The organism is Novosphingobium ginsenosidimutans (genome assembly GCF_007954425.1).
Classification (GTDB): Bacteria; Pseudomonadota; Alphaproteobacteria; order Sphingomonadales; family Sphingomonadaceae; genus Novosphingobium; species Novosphingobium ginsenosidimutans.
The window spans coordinates 381712-402531 of sequence record NZ_CP042345.1 but is presented as its reverse complement, the minus strand read 5'-3'; the positions used below and the strand labels follow the sequence as shown (position 1 = coordinate 402531).

General features: G+C 65.9%; 25 protein-coding genes and 1 tRNA gene. 11 read left to right on the top strand and 15 right to left on the bottom strand.

The window, feature by feature from the left end:
• Positions 1–89 precede the first annotated feature (89 nt).
• Positions 90–296: a hypothetical protein gene (locus FRF71_RS01935; protein ID WP_147088972.1), complete on the bottom strand. Its 207-nt coding sequence runs from the start codon at positions 294–296 to the stop codon at positions 90–92.
• A 290-nt stretch (positions 297–586) separates the two neighbouring features.
• Here FRF71_RS01935 and FRF71_RS01930 point away from each other — a divergent pair, with 290 nt between their 5' ends.
• A complete protein-coding gene (locus FRF71_RS01930; protein WP_147088971.1) occupies positions 587–1012 on the top strand; it encodes a hypothetical protein in 426 nt (141 codons plus the stop codon).
• 172 nt (positions 1013–1184) lie between these two features.
• Here FRF71_RS01930 and FRF71_RS15725 read toward each other — a convergent pair whose 3' ends face one another.
• Positions 1185–2552: a DUF4118 domain-containing protein gene (locus tag FRF71_RS15725; protein WP_147088970.1), complete on the bottom strand. Its 1368-nt coding sequence runs from the start codon at positions 2550–2552 to the stop codon at positions 1185–1187.
• Positions 2553–2654: 102 nt separating this feature from the next.
• Between FRF71_RS15725 and FRF71_RS01920 the strand changes: the two genes are divergently transcribed.
• Positions 2655–4571 (top strand): potassium transporter Kup, encoded by a 1917-nt coding sequence (locus FRF71_RS01920; RefSeq protein ID WP_147088969.1) that lies wholly within the window; start codon positions 2655–2657, stop codon positions 4569–4571.
• Positions 4572–4730: 159 nt separating this feature from the next.
• The gene (locus FRF71_RS01915) at positions 4731–5051 is read left to right on the top strand and encodes a hypothetical protein (RefSeq protein WP_147088968.1); all 321 of its coding nucleotides are present in this window, start codon (positions 4731–4733) and stop codon (positions 5049–5051) included.
• Positions 5052–5074: 23 nt separating this feature from the next.
• On the opposite strand, the gene FRF71_RS01910 is transcribed toward FRF71_RS01915, so the two are convergent.
• Both FRF71_RS01910 and FRF71_RS01905 read right to left on the bottom strand, forming a co-directional pair.
• On the bottom strand, positions 5075–5917 hold the full coding sequence (locus FRF71_RS01910; protein WP_147088967.1) for a 23S rRNA (adenine(2030)-N(6))-methyltransferase RlmJ: 843 nt from the start codon (positions 5915–5917) through the stop codon (positions 5075–5077).
• Positions 5918–6093: 176 nt separating this feature from the next.
• Positions 6094–6180, bottom strand: a tRNA-Leu gene (locus FRF71_RS01905).
• Between the two features lie 168 nt (positions 6181–6348).
• On the opposite strand from FRF71_RS01905, the gene FRF71_RS01900 reads away from it, so the two are divergent.
• On the top strand, positions 6349–6561 hold the full coding sequence (locus tag FRF71_RS01900) for a hypothetical protein (protein WP_147088966.1): 213 nt from the start codon (positions 6349–6351) through the stop codon (positions 6559–6561).
• Between the two features lies 1 nt (position 6562).
• On the opposite strand, the gene FRF71_RS15675 is transcribed toward FRF71_RS01900, so the two are convergent.
• Positions 6563–7555 carry an MJ0042-type zinc finger domain-containing protein gene (locus FRF71_RS15675; RefSeq protein WP_272949951.1) on the bottom strand — a complete coding sequence of 331 codons (993 nt, stop codon included), beginning with the start codon at positions 7553–7555 and terminating at the stop codon, positions 6563–6565.
• 95 nt (positions 7556–7650) lie between these two features.
• On the opposite strand from FRF71_RS15675, the gene ftsE reads away from it, so the two are divergent.
• From ftsE to FRF71_RS01870, 5 genes are read left to right on the top strand one after another with little or no spacing between them, the layout of a single operon-like run.
• Positions 7651–8379: a cell division ATP-binding protein FtsE gene (ftsE, locus tag FRF71_RS01890; RefSeq protein WP_147088965.1), complete on the top strand. Its 729-nt coding sequence runs from the start codon at positions 7651–7653 to the stop codon at positions 8377–8379.
• Between the two features lie 5 nt (positions 8380–8384).
• Positions 8385–9326 carry a cell division protein FtsX gene (locus FRF71_RS01885; RefSeq protein ID WP_238339362.1) on the top strand — a complete coding sequence of 314 codons (942 nt, stop codon included), beginning with the start codon at positions 8385–8387 and terminating at the stop codon, positions 9324–9326.
• Between the two features lie 2 nt (positions 9327–9328).
• A complete protein-coding gene (locus FRF71_RS01880; protein WP_147088964.1) occupies positions 9329–9871 on the top strand; it encodes a YdcF family protein in 543 nt (180 codons plus the stop codon).
• 6 nt (positions 9872–9877) lie between these two features.
• Entirely contained in the window at positions 9878–10570 is a 693-nt protein-coding gene (locus FRF71_RS01875) for a lysophospholipid acyltransferase family protein (RefSeq protein WP_147088963.1), read from the top strand.
• On the top strand, positions 10567–11820 hold the full coding sequence (locus FRF71_RS01870; protein WP_147088962.1) for an NRAMP family divalent metal transporter: 1254 nt from the start codon (positions 10567–10569) through the stop codon (positions 11818–11820). Before FRF71_RS01875 ends, FRF71_RS01870 begins: the two co-directional genes overlap by 4 nt.
• A 10-nt stretch (positions 11821–11830) precedes the next feature.
• Here the strand turns inward: FRF71_RS01870 and FRF71_RS01865 are convergent, their stop codons facing one another.
• On the bottom strand, positions 11831–12742 hold the full coding sequence (locus FRF71_RS01865) for a prephenate/arogenate dehydrogenase family protein (protein ID WP_147088961.1): 912 nt from the start codon (positions 12740–12742) through the stop codon (positions 11831–11833).
• Positions 12739–13839, bottom strand: a complete 1101-nt coding sequence (hisC, locus tag FRF71_RS01860) for a histidinol-phosphate transaminase (protein ID WP_147088960.1) — start codon at positions 13837–13839, stop codon at positions 12739–12741. Before hisC ends, FRF71_RS01865 begins: the two co-directional genes overlap by 4 nt.
• A gap of 68 nt (positions 13840–13907) precedes the next feature.
• Between hisC and metX the strand changes: the two genes are divergently transcribed.
• Together metX and metW are read left to right on the top strand one after the other, a co-directional pair.
• Positions 13908–15035: a homoserine O-acetyltransferase MetX gene (metX, locus tag FRF71_RS01855; RefSeq protein ID WP_147088959.1), complete on the top strand. Its 1128-nt coding sequence runs from the start codon at positions 13908–13910 to the stop codon at positions 15033–15035.
• Entirely contained in the window at positions 15032–15622 is a 591-nt protein-coding gene (gene metW, locus FRF71_RS01850; protein ID WP_147088958.1) for a methionine biosynthesis protein MetW, read from the top strand. Before metX ends, metW begins: the two co-directional genes overlap by 4 nt.
• On the opposite strand, the gene fdhD is transcribed toward metW, so the two are convergent.
• From fdhD to crcB, 8 genes are all read right to left on the bottom strand, one after another.
• A complete protein-coding gene (gene fdhD / locus FRF71_RS01845) occupies positions 15619–16389 on the bottom strand; it encodes a formate dehydrogenase accessory sulfurtransferase FdhD (protein ID WP_147088957.1) in 771 nt (256 codons plus the stop codon). The genes metW and fdhD overlap by 4 nt on opposite strands.
• Complete coding sequence (locus FRF71_RS01840; protein WP_147088956.1) at positions 16368–16742, bottom strand: VOC family protein; 375 nt, start codon at positions 16740–16742, stop codon at positions 16368–16370. Before FRF71_RS01840 ends, fdhD begins: the two co-directional genes overlap by 22 nt.
• 70 nt (positions 16743–16812) lie before the next feature.
• Positions 16813–17514 carry an ATP12 family protein gene (locus FRF71_RS01835; protein ID WP_147088955.1) on the bottom strand — a complete coding sequence of 234 codons (702 nt, stop codon included), beginning with the start codon at positions 17512–17514 and terminating at the stop codon, positions 16813–16815.
• A complete protein-coding gene (locus FRF71_RS01830; RefSeq protein WP_147088954.1) occupies positions 17511–17726 on the bottom strand; it encodes a hypothetical protein in 216 nt (71 codons plus the stop codon). The genes FRF71_RS01835 and FRF71_RS01830 overlap by 4 nt, the downstream gene beginning before the upstream one ends.
• Positions 17723–18376, bottom strand: coding sequence for an HAD-IA family hydrolase (locus FRF71_RS01825; RefSeq protein WP_147088953.1), 654 nt, complete (start codon positions 18374–18376; stop codon positions 17723–17725). The genes FRF71_RS01830 and FRF71_RS01825 overlap by 4 nt, the downstream gene beginning before the upstream one ends.
• On the bottom strand, positions 18373–18972 hold the full coding sequence (locus FRF71_RS01820) for an FMN-binding negative transcriptional regulator (RefSeq protein WP_147088952.1): 600 nt from the start codon (positions 18970–18972) through the stop codon (positions 18373–18375). The genes FRF71_RS01825 and FRF71_RS01820 overlap by 4 nt, the downstream gene beginning before the upstream one ends.
• Positions 18973–19105: 133 nt before the next feature.
• Positions 19106–20296 (bottom strand): RluA family pseudouridine synthase, encoded by a 1191-nt coding sequence (locus FRF71_RS01810; protein WP_147088951.1) that lies wholly within the window; start codon positions 20294–20296, stop codon positions 19106–19108.
• Positions 20293–20682, bottom strand: a complete 390-nt coding sequence (gene crcB, locus FRF71_RS01805; RefSeq protein ID WP_238339360.1) for a fluoride efflux transporter CrcB — start codon at positions 20680–20682, stop codon at positions 20293–20295. The genes FRF71_RS01810 and crcB overlap by 4 nt, the downstream gene beginning before the upstream one ends.
• Positions 20683–20820: the final 138 nt, after the last annotated feature.

Below are 20820 nucleotides of genomic sequence, written 5' to 3'. Positions count from 1 at the left end.
GCCTATGACAGCGCACCGCGCGCATAACCCTGAATGTGGCCGTCAGGTTCCATTCATGAAGCGGCTGAGCAACAAAGGCCGCATCGCGGTCATTCCGCTTCTGATTCAGCAGATACCGCTGGGACGGCGTCAGCCAGCGCCCGGTCGACTTCCAGCAAAGCTTGCTTGAGATGCGCTACCGCTTTCTCGATTTCCGGTTCAGGGTGTCCCTGATGCGCCTGCAAGCTTAAGATTACATTCGCCAGCTCGGCGCGAACAGACTGCAACAGAGCATTGGAATCGGCGGTTGTAAGCATGGCGGTCCCCTTCCGCTCTGGCTCCCGCCGGCGACCATCTCGTGTCGCGGTGAGGTTGGCCCTCCCGCGGCATTTGATGGGGCAGCGGGAGTCGCCTGAGCTGGCGCAGTTAGCCACGCCTGCGCCTGGAAGCACGTGATCTTGATCACGCCCCACCAAAGCCGTGCCATACACTAGAGCCCGGCACTTGCTTATCCGGTGAATTGCGGATGGCGGGGTTTCTGGGCCGCTCACCATCCTGCCCTATCGCTGTCGTCACCGGCCTTTGACTGGTAATCGAGGAGAAGCTCATGAATATGGCTGTATCTGGTGCTGTTGGACGCGGTCATGCCGCTCATGCGCGCCCGGCCAATTTCGGCCAACTCAACTCTGCGATCGCGCGCGGCGACCTTGCTGTCGCGCAGAGCGCATTTACCGCGCTCAATGAATCGACTGCACCTGCCGCAATGGCTGCGAAGGCTCGCGGCTCGATGGAAGCCGTTGGCGCTGCCATCGCCTCGGGCGATGTCGAGGCAGCCAGAAAATCGCTGGCGGATTTCCGTGCAGGCCGCCGCACCGAACCTGCACCTTCGGCCGAGCCCGCGCCGGTTGAAGCACCGGCCCTTTCGCCAGCGCCAGAACCTGGGGCTAGTGCACTCCCCACCCAAGTTTCCACGACGGAACAGATCATCGCAATGCTTGCAGGCACGGATTCAGCCGCCAAGACTCCGGCCTAGGCCAAAGGCAGAAAAGCAAGACCGGCAGGCATCGGCTGCCGCCGCACCAAAGTTAGGGACATCCCAAGGGTCGCAATGGGCCGCCCGTTTTCAAACGGGCGGCCCATCATCGCGGCCGATGATATTGCCGCCCTCAATGGTACTAACCTAGCCGTGCGAACCGACCATTCGCTCATCCGGTTGGCGATTTCGCCGGGCTCTGCGCGACCAGGCGGTAGCCAACACCAGGTTCGTTGAGGATAAGCTTTGGCCGGGCTGGATCACATTCCAGCTTCTTGCGCAGGGCTCCCACCGCAACGCGCAGGTAGTCGACATGGTCCTGCTGCGCCGGTCCCCAGACGGCGCGAAGAAGCTGGGTGTGGGTCAGCACGCGGCCTGTGTGCTTGGCAAGCTCGGCAAGGACAGCGAACTCCTTCGGCGTCAGGCGCACCGCTTCGCCGCCTCGCAAAACCTTGCGGCGGTGCAGATCGATTGAGAGCTCGCCAAGTTCAATCGCCTCATACTGCTCGGCCGGACCGACATCGACGAGGTTGTCGATATGCCGTTCGACCCGGGTAACCTCGGCATCAAGTTGCGTTACCAGCGCCTTGTTGGCGCTGCCTTCGCGGCGCAGCGCACGGACGGCGCCTTGGATCGCCTTCAGACTGGGCTTCACATCATCGCCGATCGAGGTGAGGAGCGCAGAGCGGATCTTGTCGCGCAGGCGTAATGCCGCACTCTCGCGCGCCTCGCCATCAAGCCGCGCGCGGTCGAGCGCGAGGGCCATCTGGTCAGTCAAGCTTTCAAACAAGAGCAGTCCATCATCGCGCACGGGCGGAGTGCCATCGGTTCGCGCGAGACCGACCACAGCGACAACCTGGCCGTCCGCCGTGACGACGTGGAACTGCCAGTCGGCCTGCGGTGCGCGCTTTTCCCCGCGTCCGGAGCGCTCGCCCGACTGGAGCGTAAACGATGCCGCAGCGAGATCACTTGGGCTGAGCGCCGCTTCAGCTGACGACTGCGCGAGCAGCTCACCATCGTCATTCTGACCCAGCACGACGACATGGCAATCAAACAATTCTGCGAGCCGAAGTGCGCTCGCTTCGGCAACCTGCGTCTCACTGCGCGCGGAAAGCAGGCGGCGGGCGAAGCCAGCAATCATGGCATTGCGCGCCGCATGCTGGGAAGCCAGTTGCGCCTGCCGCCGGACCGATGACGCCAGCTGGCTACAGACCACGGCGACAAGGAACAACACGACCACGGTCACCACATCGGCCGCAGCATGAATCTCGAACGTATGCAGGGGCTCGGTGAACCAGTAATTATAGGCCAGCGCTGAGGCCACCGCCGCGACCAGCCCCGGGCCTAGCCCGCCGTAAATCGCCGCCCCCAGCACGGGCAGCAGGTACAGCATCACTACCGGCGAATTCCCCCAGCGGGAGGCGAGGTAGAGCCCGAAAGCAGTCGAAAGAACGACAAGCAACAAGGCGCCGCAATATGCAGCGAGCTTCATGCCGATTGAGCGGTCGAGGTCCGACACGACGGTTGGGGCGTCTCTCATGGCGCGAAGATGCAACCAAGGTTCTGCGGCGTCGAGCAATTATGCCATGTACCCACGAAATCCACATGGAATCTTTATGCCGCGAGCGCCCACAATGAAGACATGTCACACAGCACTTCGGCCCGCGTTCGCGCAGCTAACCAAGCCCCCTCACCCCAGCCGCAGAAGGACAGCTTTCCCGTTCTCATGCTCGGCGCCATCGGCGTCGTATTCGGCGATATTGGCACCTCCCCGCTTTACGCGATGAAGGAAAGTTTCATCGGCCCGCACCCGCTGGCTGTCGATCGGGTGCATATCTTTGGCGTGCTCAGCCTCGTGTTCTGGTCACTGATGCTGATCGTTACGGTCAAATATGTCTTCGTCGCCATGCGGGCCGACAACCGGGGTGAGGGCGGCTCCTTCGCGCTGCTGGCACTGATCTCGAGCCACCTCGATGACCGGCGCAAGGCGTTGCTCATGGTACTGGGCGTGGCTGCTGCCGCCCTGTTTTATGGCGACGCCATGCTGACCCCGGCAATCTCGGTGCTCTCCGCTGTCGAGGGGCTGACTATCGTCGAGGCGCGGCTTGAGCCTTTGGTCTTGCCGATTGCCGTGCTGATCCTGCTGGGACTGTTTTTCATCCAGTCCCGCGGCACGGCAAAGGTGGGCGCGCTGTTCGGTCCTATTGTGCTGGTCTATTTCGGGACGCTCGCCACGCTTGGCGTGGTCAATATTGCTGCGCGGCCGGAAATCCTGGCCATCTTCAACCCAGTATGGGCGCTTGAATTCTTCCAGAAGGATCCCCGCCTCGCCTTCCTCGCGATGGGATCCGTTTTCCTTGCCGTAACGGGTGCGGAGACGCTCTATGCCGACATGGGCCATTTCGGCCGCAAGGCAATCGGGGCGAGTTGGCTAGTCCTGGTTTTCCCTTGCCTGATGCTCAACTACATGGGCCAGGGGGCGCTGCTGCTTGCCAATCCGGCGGCGGTGGAGAACCCGTTCTATCTGATGGCCCCTGATTGGGCACGCCTGCCGCTGATCATCCTTGCGACCTTGGCAACGATCATCGCCAGTCAGGCAGTGATCTCAGGCGCTTTCTCGGTCACGCACCAGGCGATCCAGCTTGGGTTTCTGCCGCGCTTCAAGATCCTCCACACCAGTGAGAAATCCGCTGGGCAGATCTACATGCCTGCTATCAATTGGGGCCTGTTGGTCATGGTGCTTGTGCTGGTGCTGGGCTTCCAGGAATCCACACGGCTGGCCTCGGCCTATGGCATCTCGGTGGTCGGCACCATGCTGATAACCACGGCCATGCTTGCTTTCCTGCTGTTCAAGGTATGGCGCTGGAAGCCGTGGGCAGCGGCAGCAACGATTGGGCTGTTTGCCCTCGTGGACGTATCGTTCTTCCTGTCCAACATCGCCAAGATCGCCGACGGCGGTTGGGTGCCCTTGCTGGTCGCGGGCGTTATCTTCACTGTGCTGACGACCTGGGCCAAGGGGCGAAGTGTGCTTCGCCATCACTTGCTAGCCGATGCCATACCGCTTGAGGTTTTCGTCAAGTCCACCGCTGCCTCGGTCCACCGGGTCAAGGGCACCTCGGTGTTCCTTTCTGCCGCAAGGGAGGGCGTTCCTGCAGCGCTGCTGCACAACCTCAAGCATAACCAGGTCCTGCATGAAAATGTCGTGCTGTTGACCGTGGCGGTAGAGGAAACTCCGCGAGTTGAGGCGGAAAAGCGGTTGGAGATGCGCAGCGTGGGCCACGGCTTCACGCGGGTGATCCTGCACTATGGCTTTACCGAGGAAATTGACATTCCGCGTGACTTGGCACCCATCAGCCAACACGGCATCGGTCTCGAGCCCATGCGGACCAGCTATTTCCTTGGGCGGCAAAAGCTGATCGCCGCAAAAGAAGTGGCCGGCATGGCATTGTGGCGCGAACACCTGTTCGCCTGGCTGCTCAAGGTTTCGGAGTCGGCGATGGATTACTACCGCCTGCCCGCCAACCGTGTTGTCGAGCTTGGTAGCCAACTTAGGATCTAGGTTTCACACAATCCGCCGCGATCATTGCGATGACTGCGCACGCCGAGCACACGAGTCATTGCGTGCTGATCTGGCACTCCACGAAGCAGGCGGTCGTCCAGGTGCGCCGATCTGCAACCCCCGGTGGTTTGTGGACGTAGACCTGCTAGGTCTGGCAGCATGACCAAGATCCACAAGCTTTCCGGTATCGTCGACGTCGACGGGTTTCAATACGAGTGGGAGCTGCGCAGCGAGCCGCAGTGGGGCGAGTCTGAAGGCTGGAAAGGCATGACTGTCGCTTTGCTGCGCAGGCACACACAGCGCGGCGCCTTGCTGGAATTCCCCCCGCCGAAGCGCTTGCTGAAGGGCATGCAGCGCGGCCGGCTTCAGGTCAGTGACGCGGTCATAATCAGGGGCATCCAAGCAGCCTTGCAGGCCGGTTGGGAGCCCGCTTCGCGGGGAAAGCCGATCGTTTTCGTGGTCGATGCTGATGGCAACTAGCTGCACGCCAGCCTTCGTTTAGCTTAGTCGTTCAGCCAATCCGCCGTGATCTCGCCCCGGTGCCCCTCGGGCGCCAGCGCGGCGCGCAGGGCTTCCAACAGCGGCGGCAGCGCCTGCGAAAAGGCGTAGGGCGGGTTCACGATAAAGAGACCGGCGCCGTTATAGCTGCCCGGCTGATCGCTGTCGTAAAGCCAATGTTCCACGCACAGGAACTTGGGGATTCCGAGCCGGCGCAGCTGCTGCTTCCACCGCGATTGCGTGGCGCGGTCTTTCAGCGGATACCAGATCACCGTCACGCCATGTGCCCATTTGCGGTGTGCCGCGGCGAGCGTGGCCGTGATGCGAGCGCGTTCGTCCGTCTGCTCGTACGGCGGGTCAACCACAACCACACCGCGAGGGGATCGGGTCGGCAGCATCGCCAGCCAGAATTCGTAAGCGTCGCGCGCATGCACGGCGGCAGATGTGCCGCGCATTGCGCTGCGCAGAGTATCGACATCCTGAGGATGCTTTTCATTCAGAATCAGGAAGTCCTGCGGGCGCAGAAGCTGCGCCAGAATCCGCGGCGAGCCGGGGTAGAGGCGCGGTGCTGCTCCCCCGGTATCTCCGTCATTCACCGCCTCTACGGCGGCACGGTATTCGCCCAGCAAGGGGTTCGGATCGGCAAAGGCCCGCAGCACGCCCTGTGCGGCCTCGCCGGTGCGGCCTGCCTCCTCGCCAGCAAGATCGTACAGCCCGCAGCCGGCATGGGTATCGATCAGGGTCAATGCGCTCTGCTTGTGCTGCAAGGCCCGCACGAGTGCGATCAGCAGGCTGTGCTTCACGACATCGGCGCTGTTGCCGGCATGGAAAGAATGGCGATAATTCACTGCGATTCAGAGTCCTGGCGTTTTGCCTTTATATGAGTTGTTGGCTGCAGCCGGAGTGCCGCCAAGAGTCTCTGGCTTCAACCCTATTAGGCCCAGCCCTTAAACCGCGCGGAACTGCGCCGTTCTTCGGGCATGCGATGCCCGAAGGCCAAACTCGGTTACCTTGTGAGACTGATTGGTGCGGTCGAGAAGACTCGAACTTCCACGGGCTTTCGCCCACAACGACCTCAACGTTGCGCGTCTACCAATTCCGCCACGACCGCTAAATCAACGGGGCGAAGCTTGTCGCCCCGGGGGGGTAGGAGCGGGCCATTAGCAAAGGGTTCCGGGGGGTGCAAGCGCGGAAAGGGCGCGGCACCTTACACGTACTGTGCCGGGCCGGGACGTCCCGTTCTGAACGATTGCGGTTATGGTAAATTCGCCGTTTACCTATGGCGATGATTGCTCCCCTGCTCCTGCTGACCGTTGCCGCAGGCGCTTCTGCGCCGGCACCCGAAGCGCCGCGCGGCGGGGTTCAGGCTGTGGCCTTGGCGACGGTCGAGATCGTTTCGGCAGCGCGAGCGACGATTGATCCCGGCCCGCAGGAGCCACACCGCCAGGTCCGGCGCAATGGCACCGGGCAGGCGCTGATCGAGTTCGAATAGCCTAGTTTGGCTTCCAGCCGAATTCAGCCCGCACGCCGGACTTGGGTACCGGTACCAGGGCCTCGCGAATGTCGGCGCTTTCACCTGGCGCCAGGACGCGCTTGGGTGAGCGGACTTCGGCGCTATAGACGATCCGCCCGCCTTTTTCGCGCAGCACGATCAGGATCCCCGGCACCGAACGCGGGCTTTGCGAGGTGTTGGTGACCGTGCCGTTGGCGCCGAAATACCAGGTGCCGTTGGGCAGTTGATAGCGGTCCTGCTGGCGCGGCGGAAATTCCAGCTTCAGCCCCGGCTGCTCTTTGGCGAAAACCGGCTTGGCGAAGGGCATCCAGTCCGGCAGGCCGTACCAGGCCGTTGCGCCGACTGCCCCGATCGAGATCGCGGCGAACAGCACGGCGGCCATCATCCACATCCGGGCCGGATTGCGCCGCGGTGCCAGCAGCGGCTGGTGGTCGAACTGCGAAGCCTCGTCATAGTCGCCATAGGGACTTTGATAGATCGGTTCGGAATAGACCGGCGGGACGGGAACCTCGTCTACCGGCGGTGCGGCATCCAGCCGGTGGCTGGCCGGAGCAGGTTCCTGTTCCGGTTCAGGTGCCGGCTGCGGTTCGGGCTCAGTCGGTGCTTCGGACTCAGGCTTTGAAGCAGCATCGGCCGGTTCGGCTGCCGGTTCCGCCGGTTCCGACCAGTTCCAGCCCGAAGTGGGCGGCGCGGCTTCGGCTTCGGCCTTGGGCGGCTCAGCAGCTTCCGGCTCGGGCGTTGGCGGCGGCGGTGGCACTGGTGCCGGCGCGGGTGGCGGCGCGATCTGCGGGCCTTCCTGGAACCAGTTGTGCTTGCACTTGGCACAGCGCACGGTCCGCCCGTCGACGCCGATCGCACTGTCGGGCACGACATAACGGGTGGCACAGGCGGGGCACGCGATGATCATCGTGCCACCGTTAAGCATGGTGTGCCGCAAGGGAGCAAGCGCAAGGACGGTGAAGCTGCGCTGCATTGCCCTTTTTTCCACATTGATTGGTCGCTATAGCCGCCCGCGAAGAACCCTCTTGCCGGATTGACCTTGCCCGCGATGACCCCCGGAACTCCAGGATGACCACAGCCGGCCCCGGGGAGATCGTGCATTTCGACAATGTCGGGCTGCGCTATGGCACCGATCGCGAGGTGCTGAGCGATGTTTCGTTCACGCTTTTCCCGGGCAGCTTCTATTTCCTGACCGGGGCGAGTGGTGCCGGCAAGACCTCGCTGCTCAAGCTGCTCTATCTCGCCCAGCGCCCGTCGCGCGGGATGATCCGGATGTTCGGCACCGATGCGATCACCCTGCCGCGCGATCGCCTGCCGGGCTTCCGCCGCCGGTTGGGCGTGGTGTTCCAGAACTTCCGGCTGGTCGAGCATCTCTCGGCCTATGACAACGTTGCGCTGCCCTTGCGGGTGGCCGGGGTAGCCGAGCGCGAGCTGACGAAGCCCGTCACCGACATGCTTGAATGGGTTGGCCTGGCTGACCGGATGCAGGCCCGCCCGGCCCAGCTTTCGGGCGGAGAGCAGCAACGCGTGGCGATCGCCCGGGCCGTGATCGGCCGACCCGAACTGCTGGTCGCCGACGAGCCGACCGGTAACGTCGATCCTGACATGGCGGTCAAACTGCTGCGGTTGTTCGAAGCACTCAACCGGCTGGGAACGACCGTGGTTGTCGCGACCCACGATGTCCACCTGCTCAAGAAGGTGCCGGATTCGCTGATTATGCGGCTCGACAAGGGGCGGCTGTCCGATCCAACCGGTGCGCTGCGCTATCCGCCGCGCCCGCGGTCGATGCAGGGCTGAGCGGCATGGCGATCAAACTTCCCCCGGTACCGGGCAGTTCGCTGATGCGCGGATTGCGGTCGCTCTCGGGCCTCAACGATACCGAGCTGGTTCCGCAGTCACGCCTGGCCGGGCCGATGCCCTGGGTGATCGCGATCATGGTCGCGCTGACGGTCATCGCCGCTGCTGCTGGTCTTGCCGCCAGCAATGTTGCGCGCAATGCCGCCGATACCTTGGCTGGCGGGGTGACAGTCCAGATCGTCGAAGCGGATCCCACGGCGCGGTTGCGCCAGGCCGAAGCTGCTGCAAAGCGGCTTAACGCCGTGCCGGGGATCGATGCGGCAACCGTGGTCAGCCAGGAAGAGGTTGAGCAGTTGATCGAGCCATGGCTTGGCGGGCTGGTGATCGAGGGACAGGAAATCCCTGTCCCGGCGATCGTCGACGTGCGGCTGCGCGAAGAGGTGACGGGCGAAAAGCTTGGTTCGCTGCGGCGCCTGCTGCGCGAAGTGACACCCAATGCGCGCGTGGATGCCCAGTCGACCTGGCTGCGGCCGGTCTTTGGCGCGATCGATTCGCTACGGCTGCTGGCCCTGGCCCTCGTCGGCCTGCTGGCAGCGGCGCTGGCGGCGGTGGTGCTGCTGGCGGTGCGCAATGCGCTTGGCACCAATCGCGAGACGATCGAGATCGTCCATCTGCTGGGCGGCACCGATCAACAGATCGCGCGACTGTTCCAGCGTTCGGTTGGCTTCGATGCGGCTGGAGGCGGGGCAATCGGCCTGGGGCTTGGCCTGGTGGCCGTGCTGCTGCTGGGACAGCAGTTTGCCGGGCTCGACGCCGGATTGGTCAATGGCGGTGCGCTGGGCTGGGTTGATTGGCTGCTGCTGGCGCTGGTCCCGGTCGGCGGGGTGGGTCTCGCCATGTTGACCGCGCGCTGGACCGTGCTGCGCGCGCTGCGGCGGATGCTTTGATCATGGCTCGCACGCTTGGCCGGTTCTTCGGTTTCATTGTTCTGATCTGGGCGCTGGGCTTTGTGCTGTTCGCCGTAAATCTGCCGCAACCGGCGGGTGAGGAGCGCACCGATGGCGTGGTCGTGCTGACGGGCGGGGCCGGGCGAATTGAGCGCGGACTTGAAGCGGTCAAGCGCGGCTGGTCGCGGCGGCTCCTGGTCTCGGGCGTGGATCGCAGCGTCAAGCCATACGAGTTTGCGATCGAGTATCGCGTGCGCCCCGCGCGGATGGCTTGCTGTGTTACGCTGGGATATCAGGCGATGGACACCCAGTCGAATGCGCTGGAAACCGCCGAATGGCTAAGGCGTCAGCGGGTTGAGAGCGTGCGCCTGGTGACCAGTGACTGGCATATGCGCCGCGCCCGGTTGGAACTGGACCGGTTGGCCCCGCCTGGCGTCACCATTGTTGCCGATGCCGTGCCGACGCGCCCGAGCCTGTCGACCCTGTTTCGCGAATACAACAAGTATCTGGCGCGCAGCCTTGCTGCTGCGCTACGGCCGCAGTGACCCGTCATGATCCTGCTGCGCAACTTCCTTTTCTACATGGCCTTCTATCTGGGCAGCCCGGCCTATGTGCTGCTGGCTGCGGCACAGTATGCCTTGGGGATGGACCGGGCCTTCCGACTGACGGTGGAGCGCTGGTCGCGCTTTCATGCGGCGATCGCGCGGAACCTGTTGGGCATCAAACTGGTAGTAGAGGGTGAGATCCCCAAGGGCCCAATCCTGATCGCGATGAAACACCAGTCATTCTACGAGGCGATCTACGTCCCCGGCTTCTTTGATCGCCCGGTGGTTTTCGCCAAGGCGGAACTGATGCGCATTCCGGTCTGGGGCAAGGTCGGCCAGCGCTATGGCCTGATCGCGGTCCAGCGTGACCAGGGTGCTTCGGCGCTGCGCAAGATGCTGAGCGCGGCGCGCGCCTATAGCGCTGAGGGCCGGCCGCTGGTGATCTTCCCGGAAGGCACCCGTGTGCCCTTTGGCCAGCGCGGCGAGTTGCAGGCCGGGTTTGCCGGGCTTTACAAGCTGCTTGGCCTGCCTGTCGTGCCGGTCGCGGCCAACAGCGGGCCGCTTTACCACCGCTGGCTCAAGCAGTCCGGGACAGTGACTTACCGGATCGGCGAAACGATTCCGCCGGGCCTCCCGCGCGAGGAAATCGAGGCGCGGGTCCAGGATGCGATCAACGCCCTGAACGGCCCCGCCGCGTGAGCGACCAGGCCCGGCGCTCCCCGCTCGACGTGCTGGGGCCAGGGCTGGTTACGGGCGCGGCGGATGACGATCCCTCGGGCGTCGGCACTTACAGCCAGGTCGGCGCGCAGTTCGGCTATGGCATGGGCTGGACGCTAGTCTTCGGCTTTCCGCTCCTCGCCGCGATCCAGGCGATCTGCGCGCGGATCGGCGCGACGACTGGACGCGGCATCGCCCAGAACCTGCGGCGGCACTATTCGCCCGCCTTGCTGCGCGTGGTGGTGATCCTGCTGCTGGTGGCCAATGTCATCAACCTCGGCGCGGACCTTGGCGCGATGGGCGCGGCGGTCGCGCTGCTGATCCCCGGGCCGGTGCTGGCCTATACCGTCGGTTTCGGGGTGGTCAGCGTGCTGCTGGAAGTGTTCCTGAGCTACAACAGCTACGCCCGCGTGCTGAAGTGGGCCACGCTGTCACTGTTTGCCTATGTCGGCGTGGTGCTGGTGGCCAATGTGCCACTGGGTGAGGCTGCGCGCGGCCTGCTGGTGCCGCAATTCAGCTTCGATCGCGATCACGCGATGGCCCTGGTGGCGATCTTCGGGACCACGATCAGCCCCTACCTGTTCTTCTGGCAGGCCGGGCAGGAGGTGGAGGAACAGCACCGCCGCCACACCAAGCCGCTCCACATCAGCCCGCGGGATGCCGGGCCGGAACTGCGCCGGATCCGGCTCGATACGCTGGTCGGCATGGGCTTCTCGCACCTGGTCGCGCTGTGCATCGTGATCGCCACCGCGGCGACGCTGCACGCCAATGGCGTGCGCGAGATCGAAAGCGCGGCCCAGGCGGCCGAGGCGCTGCGCCCGATTGCCGGAAATCTGGCCTTCGCGCTGTTTGCGGTCGGGATCATCGGCACCGGCCTGCTGGCCGTGCCGGTCCTGGCCGGGAGCGCTGCCTATGCGGTGAGCGAAACCTTCGGCTGGACTGAAGGTTTGAACCGCAAGCCCAAGGAAGCAAAGGCTTTCTACGGCGTGATCGTGTTGGCAACAGCGGGCGGGATCGCGCTCAATTTCATCGGCATCGATCCGATGAAGGCGCTCTACTGGGCGGCCGTGGTCAACGGCCTGCTCGCTCCGCCGCTGATGACCGTCACCATGTTCATCGCGACCAATCCCAAGGTCATGGGCAAGCTGGTGCTGTCGCGGCGGTTGAAGGCCGTGGGCTGGCTGGCGACCGCCGTGATGTGGGTAATCGCCGCAGTCTTCCTGCTGGTCTAACCCATCCCGCTTAACCGGCGTGATCGCTGCGGCCGAAGTCGGGCCGCGCATCGTCCTGGCCTTCGGCGATGATCGAGCGGCGGATCGCGCGGGTGCGGGTGAACAGGTCGAACAGCGTATCGCCATCGCCCCACCGGATCGCCCGCTGCAGCGCGGTCAGATCCTCGCTGAAGCGCTGGAGCATTTCGAGCACGGCGTCCTTGTTGGTCAGGAACACGTCGCGCCACATTGTCGGGTCGGAGGCGGCGATACGGGTGAAGTCGCGGAAACCGCCGGCCGAGTACTTGATGACCTCGCTCTGCGTCACGCCCTCAAGATCGGAGGCCGTGCCGACGATGGTATAGGCGATCAGGTGCGGGAGGTGGCTGGTGACGGCCAGAACCAGGTCATGATGCTGGGCATCCATCAGCTCGACCTTGGCGCCCAGGCCCTCCCAGAAAGCAGACAGCGCCGCGACCTTGGCCGCATCCGCGCCCTCGGGCGGGGTGACGATGCACCAGCGGCCCAGGAACAGGCTGGCAAAGCCCGCATCCGGCCCGGAACGCTCGGTCCCCGCCACCGGGTGGGCCGGGATGACGGTGTGACCTGGCAAGGCCTTCGCCAGCGCCTCTGCCACGCTCTGCTTGGATGAGCCGACGTCGCTGATCACGGCTCCGGCGGGAATGGCGCTGGCCAGTTCGCCTGCCACTTCGCCAATCGCGCCAACGGGCACGCAGAAGATCACCAGGTCAGCCTGCGCGACGGCTTCGGCCCCGGTTTCGCAGACCGTACCGACCAGGCCGCGCTCGGCGGCGCGGGCGCGGGTGGCGGGATCGCGGTCCCAGCCGGTGGTGGCGACGCCAGGCAGGCGATCCTGCACCGCCAGGCCGATCGAACCGCCCAGCAGGCCGAGGCCGATGATCGCGACGCGCTCAAAACTCATCGGGCCGCCTCCGCCATTTCGCGCAGCGCGGCGGCAATGGCGTCCATCTGCTCCGCCGTGCCAATCGTGATGCGCAGTGCATGGCCCAGGCCCTGGTTGGGCAGCCAGCGGACGATATAGCCGCGCTCGGCCAGCCCGTTGTAGGCCGCCTCGGCGCTCAGTGCGCCTTCGAACAGCACCAGCAGGAAATTCGCCTCGCTCGGCACGGCGCGCAGGCCGTGATTGCCCAAGGCCTCGATCGCGGCGGCAAAGCGCGCCCGCTCGGCCCGGTTATGCTCGCGCGATGCGGTCACGAAGGCCTGGTCGGCCACTGCCGCCAGCGCCATGGCCTGGCCGCTGTTGGTCACGTTGAACGGCCCGCGGATCCGGTTGAGCGTATCGATCAGCCCCGGCGCCCCGGTGGCCCAGCCAATCCGCTCACCCGCCAGGCCATAGATCTTGGAGAAGGTGCGGGTGACGAGCACGTTGGCGTGGGCCGCCGCCAGCTCAAGGCCGTGGTCGTCCTGCTCGGGCGTCAGATACTCGGCATAGGCCTGGTCGAGCACGAACAGCACGTCGGCGGGCAGCCCGCCATGGAGCCGCGCCACCTCGCTCGCCGGCAGGTAGGTCCCGGTCGGGTTGTTCGGATTGGCCAGGAATACCACCCGTGTCCGCTCGGTCACGGCGGCCAGCAGGGCATCGACATCGCTGCCATAGTCCTTGTCCGGTGCCTCGATCGGCACGGCCCCGCAGCGCCGCGCGGCGATGTCGTAAACCGCAAAGCTGAAGCGTGAGAACAGCACCTCGTCGCCCTGGCCGGCATAGCCCTGCGCGGCCAGGTTCAGCAGTTCGTCCGAACCGGTGCCCAGCACGATCCGCGCCGGGTCGATCCCGTGCAGCGCGCCCAGGGCTTCGCGCAAATCGCTGCTGCCCGGATCGGGATAGAGGCTGGGAACCTGCGCAGCGGCCCGCGCTGCCAGGGCCGCCGCGCTGGTGCCCAGCGGGTTCTCGTTGGCCGAAAGCTTGACCAGCGGCCGCCCGTCCGCACCGCTCGCCTTGCCGGGAACATAGGCGTGGATGGCATTGATCCAGGGCTTGGGGGCAGGGGCGTTAGTCATGATGGACGGGCCCTTAGCAGGCTTGCGGGCAATTGACAGCCTGCTCGCGCTCCCCCAATCCCGCGCCCATGGCCGACGCCGAAGCCTTGCTGGCCCAAAGCCACGTGCTGGAGCACGCTGCGCCGCTTGCCCTTGATGGCGGGCAGGCGCTGACCGGCGTGCGCGTGGCCTATGAGACTTACGGCACGCTCAATGCCGACAAGTCCAACGCGGTCATCATCTTTCATGCCCTGACGGGGGACCAATGCGTCGCCAGCCCGCATCCGATCACCGGCAAGCCGGGTTGGTGGGTGCGGATGGTCGGCCCGGGCAAGCCGATCGATACCGACCGCTTCTTCATCATCTGCGCCAATGTGCTGGGCGGCTGCTATGGCACGACCGGGCCGGCCAGCCTTGGCCCGGATGGCCAGCCCTATGCCATGCGCTTCCCGGTCATCACGATCCGCGACATGGTCCGCGCCCAGGTCGGCATTCTCGACGCGCTGGGGATCGAGCAGCTCCATGCCGTGGTCGGCGGGTCAATGGGCGGGATGCAGGCGCTGTCCTTTGCCGCCAACTGGCCCGAGCGGACCCGCGCCGCACTGGTGATCGCCAGCACCGCGCGCCACACGGCGCAGAACATCGCCTTTCACGAAGTCGGGCGGCAGGCGATCATGGCCGATCCCAAATGGAAGGGCGGCGACTATTACGCCGGCGGCAAGGGCCCGGACAAGGGTCTCGCCGTCGCCCGCATGGCCGCGCACATCACCTACCTCTCCGAAGAGGGGATGCATGAGAAGTTCGGGCGCAAGCTGCAGGACCGGACCGAGAAGACTTTTGGCTTCGATGCCGATTTCCAGGTCGAAAGCTACCTGCGCCACCAGGGGCTGAGCTTCACCGACCGGTTCGATGCCAACTCCTATCTCTATATCACCCGGGCAATGGACTATTTCGACCTGGCCGAGGAAGTTGCCGGTGGTGAGGGGGGCGGCCGCCTGGCCGACGCCTTCCGCGCCAGCAAGGCCCGGTTCTGCCTGGTCAGCTTCGATACCGACTGGCTCTATCCCACGGCGGAAAGCCGGACGATCGCCCACGCCCTCAATGCCGCCGGCGCGCCGGTCAGCTTTGTCGAACTGTCGGCGCCATTCGGGCATGACAGCTTCCTGCTCGATGTCCCCGCGCTTGACCGGGTGATTGCCGGGTTTCTCAAGCAATGACTGCACTGCGCCCCGATCTGGCGGTGATTGCCGCCAATGTCGCGCCGGGCAGCCGCGTGCTCGATATCGGCTGCGGCGATGGCGCGCTGATGGCGGCGCTGCGCGACGGCAAGCAGGTCGATGCGCGCGGGATGGAGCTTGATCCGCACGACGTCGCCGAATGCGTCGCCAAGGGGCTGTCGGTGATGCAGGGCGATGCCGATAGCGACCTGATCGACTATCCTGACGCCGCTTTCGACTATGCTATCCTGTCCCAGACGCTGCAGACCACCAAGCGGCCGGACAAGGTGCTGGACGAACTGCTGCGCGTTGGGCGCCAGGCCTTTGTCAGCTTCCCCAATTTCGGCCACTGGCGGGTGCGAGCCAGCCTGCTTTGGAATGGACGGATGCCGGTGACACGGCTGCTGCCGATCGCCTGGTACGAGACGCCCAATATTCACCACGTGACGGTCAGCGATTTCCGCGATCTCGTGGAAGCCAAGCATCTGACCGTGGAGGGCGCCTGGTTCCTCTCCGGCGACAAGCGGATCAGCGACGCGGCCGCCAGCTGGCGCGCCGAGCACGCGGTGTTCCTGCTCTCGCGCTAGCAGACCTGCAGCACGCTATCCTCGCGGGCTAGTGCCCACAGGCTGAGCCCGGCGCTTGTCGCCCGCTGGACCGCCAGCGAGGTCGGCAGCGAAATGCAGACCAGGGTGGTGGCCCCGCCGCGCACGGCCTTCTCGACAATCTCGTAACTGCACCGCGCGGTCGAAAGGACGAAACCGGGCGCGACTGCCTGGCCGGTGCGAGCCATGGCGCCGATCAGCTTGTCGAGCGCATTGTGGCGGCCGACATCCTCGCGCAGGGCGGTGACGGTGCCATCCGGCCGGCAATGGGCGGCGGCGTGGGCTGCGCCGGTCGCCGCGCCCAGCGGCTGGCGATCGCGCAGGGCCGCAAGGGCGGCAAAGATCGCGGCCGGTTCGATCGGATCGTGCAGAGCGACCGGGGGCAGGGGCCGGGCCACTTCGGCCAGGTTCTCGATCCCGCACAGCCCGCAGCTCGATTCCGCGACACGGCGCCGGACGCGGTCTTCCAGCTTGTCGATACCAAGTCCGGCCAGCTGGGCGCGAACGATCCAGCCCAGTTCGACTTCGGCAATCGCAATGTCGGAAAGGTCGGTTGCCCGGGCGGCCAGCCCTTCGCTGAGGGCAAAGCCGGTGGTGAAATCTTCGAGGTCCTGCGGGCTCGCCATCATCACCGCATAGGACAGGCCGTTGAATTCCAGCGCAACGGGCGCTTCCGGCACCCAGGCGCGCGTGATTGCGCGCCGGGTGCCGTCAGGCTTTACTTCGGTTACATCCGGTGCAGCGCGCACAGCTTGTTGCCATCGGGATCGCGCAGGTAAGCCAGGTACAGCTTCATCCCGCCGTCGCGCACGCCCGGCGGGTCTTCGATCGCCTTGCCGCCCGCGGCAACGCCGGCAGCGTGCCAGGTGTCGCACTCTTCCGGGGAGTTCATCGCAAAGCCGATGGTCATGCCGTTGCCAGGGGTCGCCGCCTCGCCGTCGATCGGCTTGGTGACAAGGAACATGCCGCCATTGTGCATGTAGATGATCCGGCCCTTCGGATCGACAATGCCGGGCTTGCCGCCCACTGACACGAAGAGCGCGTCGTAAAATGCCTTCGAACGATCGATGTCGTTCGAGCCTACCATCATATGGCTGTACATGGCCCTGGTTCCTCTCCTTGGGTTGCGGGAAGCAACCTGTTTAAGCGCGCGATTAAGGACGTCAATCGTTTCACGCGCCCGGTCGTGCCAGCGCGGCAAAGCGCACGGCATTGGCAAAGGCGGCGGCGCGGCGGGCGCGGCGTTCCTCGGCCTCGGCATCGCGGCCCCATTGCTCGGCCTGCCATTCCTCTTCGAGTTCGGCCGCGATCCACAGCGCCCCGGCATCGGCACCAGGCTCCAGCGCGGCGAGGCCGATTACCAGCGAGGCAGCCAGCGACGTGAGGGTATTGAGCGCGGCTAGTGCCAGCGGATCAACGCCCTCCAGCCGCTGCGCCAGCCGGGCCAGCGTTTCGGGCGGCTGGGCACGGTGGATGACCCCGCTGATCCGCTCGAATCGGACGCCGTAACCCGCCTCGGCAGCAGCCAGCAAAGGCTCCCACCGCTCAAGCTGGCGCCGGTAGAGCGCTTCGCCCGGATCGGCGCGGTAGCAGAGCGTATCGGTCTCGGCGAAGCCCAGCAGGGTGGTGCGCACCGCCGCAGCGTCGGTTGCGACCACGTCGATCGCATAGTCGGCCATGTCGCGCAGCACGAAGCTGGCGGGCACAATGGTCTCTTCCTGCGCAGCCCATTCGGCGGCGAGGGCGGCGGCAAGGGCCTCGCTCGGCACGACCTGCTGGTTGCCGCCCGCCGTTTTCACTCCGCGCCCGTCAAGCTGGACCTGCCAGCCGCCGGCAACCGCAGCGGCTTTTGCATCCTTGTAGAACCGCTTCATTCGGACGGGGTCTTCCACTTGCGCGAGAGCAGCAGCGGCGCGAGCAGCGCCTCGAACAGGCCGGCGGCGGCCAGGACGAAGCCGGCCTCGCGCGGCCAGTCGATCCGCCCGGTCATCACCAGCAGGCCAACCAGGACCATCGCCACGCCGCTCAGCCGCACGATCTGGATGACGATAAAGCGGTTGCGGGCCTGGGTATCGTTATCGCTCATGACAGCAGCTCCAGCAGATGGCGGGGATCGCGGGCGACGGCTTCGGCCCCGGCTTCGGCCAGCTCGTCAGGGGTATGGTAGCCCCAGTCGACTCCCAGCGCGCGAACCCGGGCGTTGACCGCCATGACCATGTCATAGGCCGTATCGCCGATCATCACGGCGTGCTGCGGCAGAGCGCCAGCCTCGAACAGCGCGGCATCGAGCATGGCCGGGTGCGGTTTCGAGGGGTGCCGGTCGGCCGTCTGCAACGTCACGAAATGGCGGCTGAGCCCGTGGGTGGCGAGGCAATGTTCAAGCCCCCGGTCTGACTTGCCCGTGGCGACACCCAGCAGCCAGCCATCATCGCGCAGCGCATCAAGCAGTTCGCGCACCCCGGCATAGAGCGGCTCAACCAGCTGTCCGGCCTCGCGCGCCGTGCGGAAGGCGTGGCGATAGGCAAGATCGATCCCCTGCCGCAGCTCTTCATCGGCATCAGGCACCAGCGCCCGCACTGCCTGCGGCAAGCTGAGGCCGACGCTGCGACGCACCAGGTGCCGGTCGGGCGCGGGCAGGCCGTGCGCCGCAAAGGCCGTGTCCATCGCCTCGCAGACTGCCGCCTGGCCATCGACCAGGGTGCCATCGCAATCGAATACGGCGAGGCGGGTCGTCATCCGGCCAGGTTCCGCATCAGCGCGGCAATCGCGGCCGAACCGCTGGCCTCCAGCCCGGCGGCAACCCGCTCGCGCTCTTCGGCTGGCTTGTTCTGGCTAAGCTTCAGCGTCTCGCGCCAGCCCAGGATCTCCAGCTCGAAGCCAATGATCCCGGCCATCAGCCGGCGGATATAGTCAGGCGGGCTCTTGTCCATGGTCCAGGGCTCACCCGCCAGGCGGGCTTCCTCGCGCGCCGAGAGTGCCTCGAGGTGGCCCAGCAGCCCGTCGCTATCCATCCGCCGAACCCGTCCTTCGAGTTCGAGCGACACATAGTTCCAGGTCGGCACCTGGCCCTGGTCGGCATACCAGCGCGGGCTGACATAGCCGTCCGGGCCGTTGATCACCGCCAGCACGGTCGCGCCGTCAAGATGCTTGGCCAGGCCATTGCCGCGCGCGATGTGGAATTGCAGCGCGCCGTCCCCGGTCGAGACCAGCGGCGTATGCGCCAAGCGCGGCCCATCGGGCGTGGCGGCGAAGACCATGCCAAAGCCGATCTCCTCGATCAGCGTTTCCAGCAGCGCGCGGTCATCGTGGCGGAACTGCGGGTTGGGGTGCATCAGTAACCTCCCCTCCCGCTTGCGGGAGGGGCCGGGGGTGGGCCCTTGCGCGAGCGGTGATTGGTTGCGGGCCCACCCCAAACCCCTCCCGCAAGCGGGAGGGGCTTATCGGCAGCACTGCGAACCGGACGGTTCATTTCTTCCTACCCGTCGGCTTCGGACTGCCCTTGCCCTTGGTTGGGCCGCGCTTGGCCAAGGCCTTCGTCACGGGCTTTCTGGTCGCCACCCGGCCATCAGCGCGGCCGCGCCGTTCGCCGCGGCGCTCCTTGCGGACCTGCTTGGCATGGGCCTTGGCGGCCTGTTTTTCATCCGCCTTGCCGGGCTTGTAGGGCTCGGGCAGGGCGTCGCCGTCGTCCTCGTCAAAGCCCAGGCTGGCCATGGTATTGGCGAAATGCTCGGGCAGCTCCGCCCTCACGTCGATCACATCGCCATCGGGATGGTCGATGATCAGGCGGCGGGCGTGCAGGTGCATCTTGCGGCTGATCGAGCCAGACAGGAACGCCTCCGGCCCGCCATACTTGCCATCGCCCACGATCGGGTGGCCGATCGCCGCCATGTGGACGCGCAGCTGGTGGGTGCGGCCGGTCAGCGGTTGCAGTTCGACCCAGGCGGCGCGGTTGCCCGCCCGGTCCAGCACGCGGTAGCGGGTGCGGGCAGACTGCCCTTCGCCGCTCTTATCGACCATCATCTTCTCACCGCCGGTGCCCGGCTGCTTGGCCAGCGGCAGCTCGATCAGGCCATCGGCGATGTCCGGCACGCCGGTGATGATCGCCCAATAGATCTTGCGGGCGGTGCGGCCCGAGAAGCGCTTGGAGAAATAGGCTGCGCTGCCCGGCGTGCGGGCAATCAGCAGGACACCCGAGGTGTCCTTGTCGAGCCGGTGGACCAGCCGCGGGCGCGGCGCGCTTTTGGTGCCCTCTAGCCCGCCCCCAACGAAAGCATCGAGCAGCCCGTCGACATGCTCCTTCATGCCCGATCCGCCCTGCGTCGCCAGGCCGGGCGGCTTGTTGAGCACGATCGCGGCGCGGTCCTGGGTGATGACCATGGCTTCGGCCCGGGCGATCTCTTCCTCGGACAGCTCGCGGCGCGGCTTGGCGCCGCCCTTGGCCGGGGCATCGCCGCCGGGCGGCACGCGTACAACCTGGCCGGCGGAGAGCCGGTCGGCCGGATCGGCGCGCTTGCCATCGACGCGGATCTGCCCGGTGCGGGCCCAGCGGCTGATCATGGCAAAGCCGATCTGCGGCAGGTGGCGCTTGAACCAGCGGTCCAGCCGCACGCCATCGTCGTCGTGCTGGACCGTGAACTGGCGAACTTCGCTACTCATGCAATTCCTCGCGCCAGGGCCAGCCCGGCAAACAGTCCGCCCACACCCAAGGCCAGCGACAGGCCGACATACAGCGCTGCCTGGCCGAGCGCACCGCGCTCCAGCAGCAGCGCGATCTCCAGGCTGAAGGCGGAAAAAGTGGTAAAGCCGCCCAGCACGCCCACGCCCAGCAGCAGGCGCCACTGCTCGCCGCCGGTGCCATTGCGGGCCAGCCAGCCGGCTAGCAGGCCCATTGCCAGGCTGCCCAGTACGTTGACGGTCAGCGTAGCATAGGGAAACGGATGCGCCCCGATCAGCCGCCCCGCCGCAAAGCGTAGCCATGCCCCGACCGCGCCGCCAGCGGCGACGGACAGCGATGCGGCCATGAAGGAAGGCTGGGCAGTCATTGCCGGTGCCTTAGCCGGGGTTTGGGAAAACCGCCACCCTTGCGCATTAGCGGGCGAGCCAACCTGCCTTGTCACCCCGGACCTGTTCCGGGGCAGTGCTTTTCTTCGGCGACGCTAGCCAAGATCCGGTGCTCCGCA